Source organism: Achromobacter sp., assembly GCF_036567245.1.
Classification (GTDB): Bacteria; Pseudomonadota; Gammaproteobacteria; order Burkholderiales; family Burkholderiaceae_B; genus Achromobacter.
The window spans coordinates 1-7,515 of record NZ_DATCUY010000476.1 but is presented as its reverse complement, the minus strand read 5'-3'; the positions used below and the strand labels follow the sequence as shown (position 1 = coordinate 7,515).

Annotated in this window: 8 protein-coding genes and 1 tRNA gene; 4 read left to right on the top strand and 5 right to left on the bottom strand. The window is 67.8% G+C overall.

Annotated elements, in window-relative coordinates; translation table 11 throughout:
* Both VIR09_RS20205 and VIR09_RS20200 read right to left on the bottom strand, forming a co-directional pair.
* Positions 1 to 604 (bottom strand): 2-hydroxychromene-2-carboxylate isomerase (locus VIR09_RS20205; RefSeq protein ID WP_332014477.1); only part of this gene is annotated, 604 nt, incomplete at its 3' end.
* 19 nt (positions 605 to 623) lie between these two features.
* On the bottom strand, positions 624 to 968 hold the full coding sequence (locus tag VIR09_RS20200; protein ID WP_332014476.1) for a DUF2917 domain-containing protein: 345 nt from the start codon (positions 966 to 968) through the stop codon (positions 624 to 626).
* Between the two features lie 35 nt (positions 969 to 1,003).
* On the opposite strand from VIR09_RS20200, the gene VIR09_RS20195 reads away from it, so the two are divergent.
* The gene (locus VIR09_RS20195) at positions 1,004 to 1,921 is read left to right on the top strand and encodes a LysR substrate-binding domain-containing protein (RefSeq protein WP_332014475.1); all 918 of its coding nucleotides are present in this window, start codon (positions 1,004 to 1,006) and stop codon (positions 1,919 to 1,921) included.
* Between the two features lie 153 nt (positions 1,922 to 2,074).
* A complete protein-coding gene (locus VIR09_RS20190; RefSeq protein ID WP_332014474.1) occupies positions 2,075 to 4,135 on the top strand; it encodes an LTA synthase family protein in 2,061 nt (686 codons plus the stop codon).
* Between the two features lie 20 nt (positions 4,136 to 4,155).
* On the opposite strand, the gene selD is transcribed toward VIR09_RS20190, so the two are convergent.
* Complete coding sequence (gene selD, locus VIR09_RS20185) at positions 4,156 to 5,220, bottom strand: selenide, water dikinase SelD (RefSeq protein ID WP_332014473.1); 1,065 nt, start codon at positions 5,218 to 5,220, stop codon at positions 4,156 to 4,158.
* 139 nt (positions 5,221 to 5,359) lie between these two features.
* Here selD and VIR09_RS20180 point away from each other — a divergent pair, with 139 nt between their 5' ends.
* Both VIR09_RS20180 and VIR09_RS20175 read left to right on the top strand, forming a co-directional pair.
* A complete protein-coding gene (locus tag VIR09_RS20180) occupies positions 5,360 to 6,460 on the top strand; it encodes a transglutaminase-like domain-containing protein (protein WP_332014472.1) in 1,101 nt (366 codons plus the stop codon).
* A gap of 20 nt (positions 6,461 to 6,480) precedes the next feature.
* A complete protein-coding gene (locus VIR09_RS20175) occupies positions 6,481 to 7,020 on the top strand; it encodes a TlpA disulfide reductase family protein (RefSeq protein ID WP_332014471.1) in 540 nt (179 codons plus the stop codon).
* 22 nt (positions 7,021 to 7,042) lie between these two features.
* On the opposite strand, the gene VIR09_RS20170 is transcribed toward VIR09_RS20175, so the two are convergent.
* Together VIR09_RS20170 and VIR09_RS20165 are read right to left on the bottom strand one after the other, a co-directional pair.
* A tRNA-Sec gene (locus VIR09_RS20170) sits at positions 7,043 to 7,138 on the bottom strand.
* A gap of 23 nt (positions 7,139 to 7,161) precedes the next feature.
* On the bottom strand, positions 7,162 to 7,515 hold a 354-nt coding region (locus tag VIR09_RS20165), incomplete at its 5' end, for a SelB C-terminal domain-containing protein (RefSeq protein WP_332014470.1).

Sequence of the window (7,515 nt, the reverse complement as noted above, 5' to 3'; positions counted from 1 at the left end):
GGGTCCATTCCAGCGCGTCTTCGAGGCGGTCGTTGCCCCAGAACATCTCGCCATCCACAAAAAAAGTGGGCGCGCCGAACAAGCCCAGGTTGCGCGCCTGGTCGACCTGGCCGCGCAGCGCTTCCTTGGCGGCTTCGGACTTGCCGCGGGCGATCAGGACATCGGCGTCCAGGCCCAGGTCCGTCAGCAGTCCGTGCACGACATCCTCGGACTGGATGTCCAGGTCGTGCTGGAAATTGGCGCGGAACACCGCCACGCAGAAATCGCGGCCCCAGGGTTCGTCCTGGCCCAGCAGCGCGATGCGCGCGGGCAGCACGCTCATGCGCGGAAACAGGCGCGGACGGTTGTAGACCAAGCCATATTTTTCGGCCAGACGGGCGATATCGCGCATCATGTAGGCGCCCTTGCCGGGGAACAGCCGGAACGGCGTGTCGTTCCAGCCCTGCGCCTGGAAGATCGGGCCCAGCAGGAAGGGCCGCAGATCGACCCGGACGGCGGCCTCTTGCGCCAGAGCGTCAATGCGTTCTATCGCCAGGTAGCTGTACGGGCTGGCGAAATCGAACCACATCTCGATGCGGGGCGTGTCGGGCAGGGGCGCGGTCATGACTGGGGCTCCGAAGCTGCTAGGAAATTAGCGCGACCTGCGCATCCGGCAGGCCGCTGAGAACGACATCGCGATCGCTGCCGACGGTGATGGAATCACCGGCTTGAAGCACGCTGTCATCGAAGCGCTGGTATTCGGACATCCATAAGGTGCCGGCGTGACACACGATGCGAACGCCCGAAGCGTGTTTGAGCAGCATAGTCGAGCCGCCGGCCAAACGAAATGACATTCCCGCAGTGCAACATACCTGGATCATGGCGTACCCCTGGGCCGCGGCGGCGGCGATCGCGGCGGGTTGCGGGGCCGTGCGCCCTTTACCCGTCGTCTGAGTCTTATTGAACGCCCGGGAGGTACTATTGCTCAAGCGACATTTCCGTCCGACACGCATGAGTTTTACGAATGCCATATCCGCTGGCCAAATTGCCGCCGCTTGATCTGGTCCGAGGCTTCGTGGCCGTGGGCCGCCGCATGAGCATCACGCTGGCCGCGCAGGACCTGCATGTGACGCAGTCGGCCGTGAGCCGCCAGATCCGGGCGCTGGAGGCCCACCTGGGCGTGCCGCTGCTGGTGCGCGGATTCCGCAGCGTGTCGTTCACCTCCGAAGGCGCGCAATTGTTCCGCATGGCCGACGTCTGGCTGAGCCAATTGGGCGACCTGACCGAGCAGCTGCGCGCGCCCGAGCGCCGCACGCCCGTCACCGTCACCACGACCATAGGGGTGGCCTCGCTGTGGCTGCTGCCGCGGCTGGGAGACTTCCAGGCGGCGCACCCGCATATCGACGTGCGCGTGGCGGCCGACAACCGGCTGATCGACATCGACCGCGAAAGCGTCGACATCGCCATCCGCTACAGCCTGCGCGACGGCGTGCCGGACAACGCGGCCTGGTTGTTCGGCGAGGCGGTGGTGCCGGTGGCCCACCCCTCGCTCAAGGCCCGCCTGCTGGACGCCGAGGAACTACAACGCCATGTGCTGTTGGAATTCGACGACCCGACGCGTCCCTGGCTGCAATGGTCGGAATGGCTGAACGCGCGCGGGCTGGGCCGGGCGCCCGCCCGGGGCATGCTGCGCTTCAACCAGTACGACCAGATCGTGCACGCCGCGCTGGCGGGCCACGGCATCGCGCTGGGACGGCTGGCGCTGATCGCGCCGATGCTGGCGGACCAGCGCCTGGAGGCTGTCGGCGGCCAGGCCGCCAGCGCCACCGAGCACGCCTACTGGCTGGTGCGCAATACCCGCCGCGCCACGCCGGACGCGGACGTGGTCACGCGCTGGCTGATGGAACAGGCGCAAGCGACCGCGCGCGACCTGACGCTCTAGCGCGCTGACATCACCACGCGCCGCTATACAAATCTTTATACATTGCAGCAGTGATTCCTGTAGATTGCGGCCTGCGCTTTCGCGCTGCGGCGAACTTGCCGCCCTCCCGACGCAAACCACCGCGGCATCCGCAACCTTGCTCCCAAGACCTTGATGAAGTTTTTCCGTTCGGCGCTTGGATGGCAAGACTGGCTCATCAACTTTCAGCGTTCCTTCCTGATTCTGCTGGCCCCCTGGGCGGTCAGCGTGCTGGCGCAAAGCGCCGGACGAAGCTATCTGCTGCTGCGCTATGCGGCGCCGGGGACTTATGACGCGCTGCCCCAGGACGTGCGGCGCAGCCTGACCACCGGGCTGCTGTTCGACATCAAGGTCGCCAGCATCGCCTGCGCGGCGCTCCTGCTGCTGTCCATGGCGGCGGCCGCCAGGCCCGGCCTGCAACAGCGCTGGCAGCGCTATCTGCCAGGACTGGGCGCGGTCATGGCGACCTTGTTTGCCGCCATCACGATCATCAGCGTTTTCTACTTCGACACGTTCTCGCGCTCGATCGACATTTTCGTGTTCGGCCTGGTCGACGACGACACCCACGCCATCCTCATGACCCTGTGGCACGGCTACCCCTTGGCGCAGGCGGGCCTGCTGCTGGCGGCGGTGCTGGCCGGCGCCTGGTGGCTCGGCCGCCGCTGGCGGGATCGGGTGCAGCGCATGCCGCTCAAGCGCCGCGCCGCCGTTCCCGGTCTGCTGCTGTTCACGCTGATCATAGGCATCACCGTGGTGGCGTGTAGAGGCTCGTTGGGAAAGTTTCCGCTCAACAAGGACGACACCAGCATCTCGTCGCTGCGCCTGCTCAACGACATTGCGCCCAACGGCATCTCGGCCTTTTCCTGGGCCCTGTCGGACCGCGGCAACGACAAGCGCTTCGAACCCGTCACCACGCGCGAAGGACGCCTGCTCTCCGAGCGCTTCCTGGGTTGGCCGGAAAACGGCCTGCGGCCCTTCATGGCCGCAACCGGGCCCAATCCGGCGGCTGCGGCGCAACCGCCCCATGTGGTGCTGCAGGTCATGGAGAGCATGGGCGCGCATCTCAACGCTTACGACGGTCCCGGCCGCGATCTGCTCGGCGCGCTGCGGCCGCACTGGCGCCAGGACTGGGTGTTCGATCGCTTTGTCGCCGAGGGCAACGGCACCATCGAATCATTGAGCCTGCTGCTGGTGCGCAGCCCGATTGCTGCCATCGGCCAATCGTCGGCGGTGGACACCCCATTCGCCAGCAATGCCTTCACGCCTTTTCTGCAACGCGGCTACCGGGTCATCTTCGTCACGTCCGGCGCCGCCACCTGGCGCAACCTCGGTGTCTTCGCCACCAAGCTGGGCGCGCACGAATTCGTGGACCAGCAGACCCTCAGGGCGCGCTATCCCCAAGCGGAGACGGGAACCTGGGGCGTGCCCGACGAATACATGTTCCGCTACATCGAGGAGCGGCTGGCGCAAGGCACCGACGACGGCCAACCGCTATTCATCGTGGCCTTGTCCACCACCCACCATCCGCCGTTCATCGTGCCGGAAGGCGGCCAGCGGGGCGGCCTGCCCCTGGATGACGTAGCCGGCCTGCCGTACTTCAAGAGCTGGGATGCGCTGGCGGACGCGTTCGACACGCTGCGCTATGCCAACGATCAACTGGGCGGCTTCCTAACCCGACTGAAAGCCTCCCCCGGCGCTGCCCGCACCATCGTCGCCGTGACCGGCGACCACAACATCCTGGGAATCGACTATCAGGATCCGAAGGACGCGGCGCTGGCCCGCGCCGTGCCGTTCTATCTGTACGTGCCGCCAGCCTATCGATCGCAGGCGCGCTACGACCCGGCGCGCGTGGGCAGCCACAAGGACATCCTGCCCACGCTGTACCACCTGAGCCTGCCGCAAACGCCCTACTTCCGCAGCGGCTGCGACCTGCTGGCCGCGCGGCCCGACCCGGCCTGGTGCTTCGGCTTCAATAACAAGCACGTCATGCTGACGGATGAAGGGGTGTTCCGGCAGGACAAGCCCGGCCGCATCCTGCCCTGGGCAGGCCAGTCAGGACTGGCGCTGGGGGAAGAACAGGATGCCACGGCCGAGCAATGGGCGGAGCAGGTGCGGCTGAACGCCTATCCGCGGCTACTGCACTGGCAGATCAACTACCAGGTGCAGGAATTGGGCCGCGCACGCCAGGAGCGCTAGCCCCTTGGGCAGCCGGCGCTTCAGTCGACGCGCACTTCCGGTTCGCCCGCGCGCATGTCGCCGATGATGGCCGCCTGTTCGAAACCGTGCTGGCGGAACAGGTCCAGCACCGCCTGCGCGGCATCCGGCGTACACGCCACCAGCAGGCCGCCCGCGGTCTGGGGATCGGTCAGCAAGGCCCGCTCCGTGTCGTTCACGCCCTCGCCCAGGCGCACCGACGCGCCGTAGGAAGCCCAGTTGCGGCCGGACGCGCCGGTGATGACGCCGTCCGCGGCAAACGCCTGCACGCCGGGCAGCCAGGGCAACGCATCGCGCCGCACATGCGCCGTCAGCTGCGCGCCGCGCGCCATTTCCAGCGTGTGCCCCAACAGGCCGAAGCCGGTCACGTCGGTGATGGCATGTACGCCTTCCATGGCGGCCAGCGCCGGGCCCGGGCGATTCAGGCGCGTGGTCTCAGTGATCATGGCGCGGTAGCCGGCGTCGTCCAGGCGGTTCTTCTTCAGCGCGGCCGACAGAATGCCCACGCCCAGCGCCTTGCCCAGGATCAGCACGTCGCCGGCGCGCGCATCGGCATTGCGCTTGATGCGGCCGGGATGCACCAGGCCCATCGCCGCCAGGCCGTAGATGGGTTCGACCGAGTCGATGCTATGGCCGCCGGCCACCGGAATGCCGGCGTCCTTGCAGACCGCCTCGCCGCCGCGCAGGATATCGGCGATGACGCTGTGCGGCAGCACGTTGATCGGCATGCCCACGATGGCCAGCGCCATGATGGGCGTGCCGCCCATCGCGTACACGTCCGACAGCGCGTTGGTCGCGGCGATGCGGCCGAAATCGTAGGGATCGTCGACGATGGGCATGAAGAAGTCGGTGGTGGCGATCAGCGCCTGCTCGTCGTTCAGCCGGTAGACCGCGGCGTCGTCGGCCGTCTCGGTACCCACCAGCAGATCGGGATAGCTGACCGCCGGGCCGAAGCGCTTGAGCAGCTCGGACAGCACGCCTGGCGCGATCTTGCAGCCGCAGCCGCCGCCGTGCGAAAGCGAAGTCAATCGCGGCACCGCCGCGCTGGCAACATCCTGGGTGGTCATTTGAATCTCCGTTGGTCAGTGGAAAAGGATAGCACCGCCCCCGCGATTGGCCCTATGATGATCCGGCAGCACGCAGCAACGGACGGCCGCCCGGCCCCGGGCGCACCGACAGCCAATCTTCACCGTGAGTGAGGGCTACATGGATCGCCGACACTTTCTCCGTTTCTCCGGCGCCCTGTGCGCCGCCAGCGCGGCACTGCCCAGGGCGGCGCGCGCGGAGCTCGCCCCCGTCAGCGCCGACTGGCGCGGCTTTGAACTGAGCACCGACATCACCGTGCAGGATCCGGGCGCGCATGCGCGCATCTGGATTCCGGTTCCCTATGCCACGGACACCCCCTACCAGCGCGGCGCGCAAAGCACCTGGCAGGTCAGCGGCGGCGGCAACGCGCAGCTGACGCAGGCGCCCGGCTATGGCGTGCAGATGCTGGCCGTGCAATGGCCGGATGCGCAAGCGCCGCGCCAGGTCACCGTCACCAGCCGTTTCCAGACCCGCAACCGGCGCGTGGACCTGAGCCAGCCGCCGGCTGCCGGCATCCCGCAGGAAAGCGCGGCGGCGCTGCGCGAATTCCTCCAGCCCACCACGCTGCTGCCCACCGACGGCATCGTCAAGAGCACGGCCGACCGCATCACCCGCGGCCATCGCGGCGATCTGGCGCAGGCCCGCGCCATTTACGAATGGGTGGTCGAAAATACCTGCAGGACCGCGTCCACCCGCGGCTGCGGCGTGGGCGACGTGCGCTACATGCTCACGGCCAACGATCTGAACGGCAAATGCGCCGACATCAACTCCCTGTTCGTCGCGCTGGCCCGCGCCGCCGGCATTCCCGCCCGCGACGCCTACGGCCTGCGCGTGGCGGACTCCGAGTTCGGCTACAAGAGCCTGGGCAAGGCGGGCGACGTCACCAAGGCGCAGCACTGCCGCGCCGAGTTCTATGCCGCTGGCTACGGCTGGGTGCCCGTGGACCCGGCCGACGTGCGCAAGGTCATGCTGGAAGAGCCTCCCGGCGAACTGCCGCTGACCGATGCCAAGGTGCGCGCCGCGCGCGTCATGCTGTTCGGCGCCTGGGAGATGAACTGGGTCGCATACAACCATGGCCACGACGTGGTCCTGCCTGGCGCGGCCCACGGCCCCGTGCCCTTCCTCATGTATCCCAACGGCGAAACCTCGGCCGGCCGGCTGGACAGCCTGGATCCCGACAGCTTCAGCTACAAGCTCCGCAGCAAGCCTCTAGCCATCTGAGTCCAGCCACGGGCACTGCCATGATCAGCCGCCGCCTACTCCTGCAGTCCGGCCTGTCGCTGGCGGCCCTGCCCTGGTTTGTCCGGGCCGCCAGCGACGATGCGCTCAAGAAGGCCACCGGTCCGGACTGGGCGCCCTGGACCGCGCCCACGCCACCCCTGGCCTTGCCTGACCTCTCCGGCCGCGAGAAAAAGCTCTCATCCTGGCGCGGCAATGTGGTCATCGTCAGTTTCTGGGCCACCTCGTGCGAGCCCTGCCGCGACGAAATCCCCATCATGTCCGCCATGGCCAAACGCCACCGCGAGGAAGGCTTGCGCCTGGTGGCGGTCAACGTGGGCGACTCAGCGGCCAAGATCAATACCTTTCTTGCGAAGTGGCCGGTCGCGGGCATCGTGCTGCACGACAGGAACAGCACGGCGTCGAAACAATGGGACGCGGTCGGACTGCCCGCGAACTATCTGGTGGACCGCGGCGGATCCATCCGATATTGGCACCTGGGGCAACTGGACTGGAAATCGGACCGCGTCGGCGGCGTGGTGACGGGGCTGCTGCGAGCCTAGCGCGCGGGCGCTGCGCGAAGGATGGCGGAAGGCAGCAGGAGTCGAACCTACCTGGGAACGTCTGACGCCCCCAACTGGGTTTGAAGCCCAGCCGTGCCACCGGGCACGAATGCCTTCCGCGGTGGCTGCCCATGATACCGGTTACTGCGCCGGGCGCGTGCTGCCGTAAGCGCTTTCCTGGCGCAGCACGTGCGCATCGCGCACCCGCCGGGTGTATCCCACGCGGTCGAAGAACTCCAGGATCTGGATCGCGCGCTTTCTGCCCAGTCCCGTGGCGTCGCGGAACGCCGCGGCATTCAAGCCCGCCGGCTGCGCCGTCAGGCCTTGCGCCAGCGCCGCCAGCCCGGCCACCTGATCGCGGTGATAGAACAGATCCTTTACCACCTGAGCCACTTCGCCGCGCCGCAGCAACTTGCGCAGCAGTTGCCGCACGCGGTCCTCGGGCTCGCCCAGCATGCGGGCCAGGTCGCGCACCCAGGGCGGGTCGAAGGCGCC

Bases quoted from the DNA above. Each gene is read 5' to 3' on its own strand.
- VIR09_RS20180 (WP_332014472.1), top strand. From the start codon at position 5,360: ATGGATCGCCGACACTTTCTCCGTTTCTCCGGCGCCCTGTGCGCCGCC.
- VIR09_RS20190 (WP_332014474.1), top strand. From the start codon at position 2,075: ATGAAGTTTTTCCGTTCGGCGCTTGGATGGCAAGACTGGCTCATCAAC.
- selD (WP_332014473.1), bottom strand. From the start codon at position 5,220: ATGACCACCCAGGATGTTGCCAGCGCGGCGGTGCCGCGATTGACTTCG.
- VIR09_RS20175 (WP_332014471.1), top strand. From the start codon at position 6,481: ATGATCAGCCGCCGCCTACTCCTGCAGTCCGGCCTGTCGCTGGCGGCC.
- VIR09_RS20195 (WP_332014475.1), top strand. From the start codon at position 1,004: ATGCCATATCCGCTGGCCAAATTGCCGCCGCTTGATCTGGTCCGAGGC.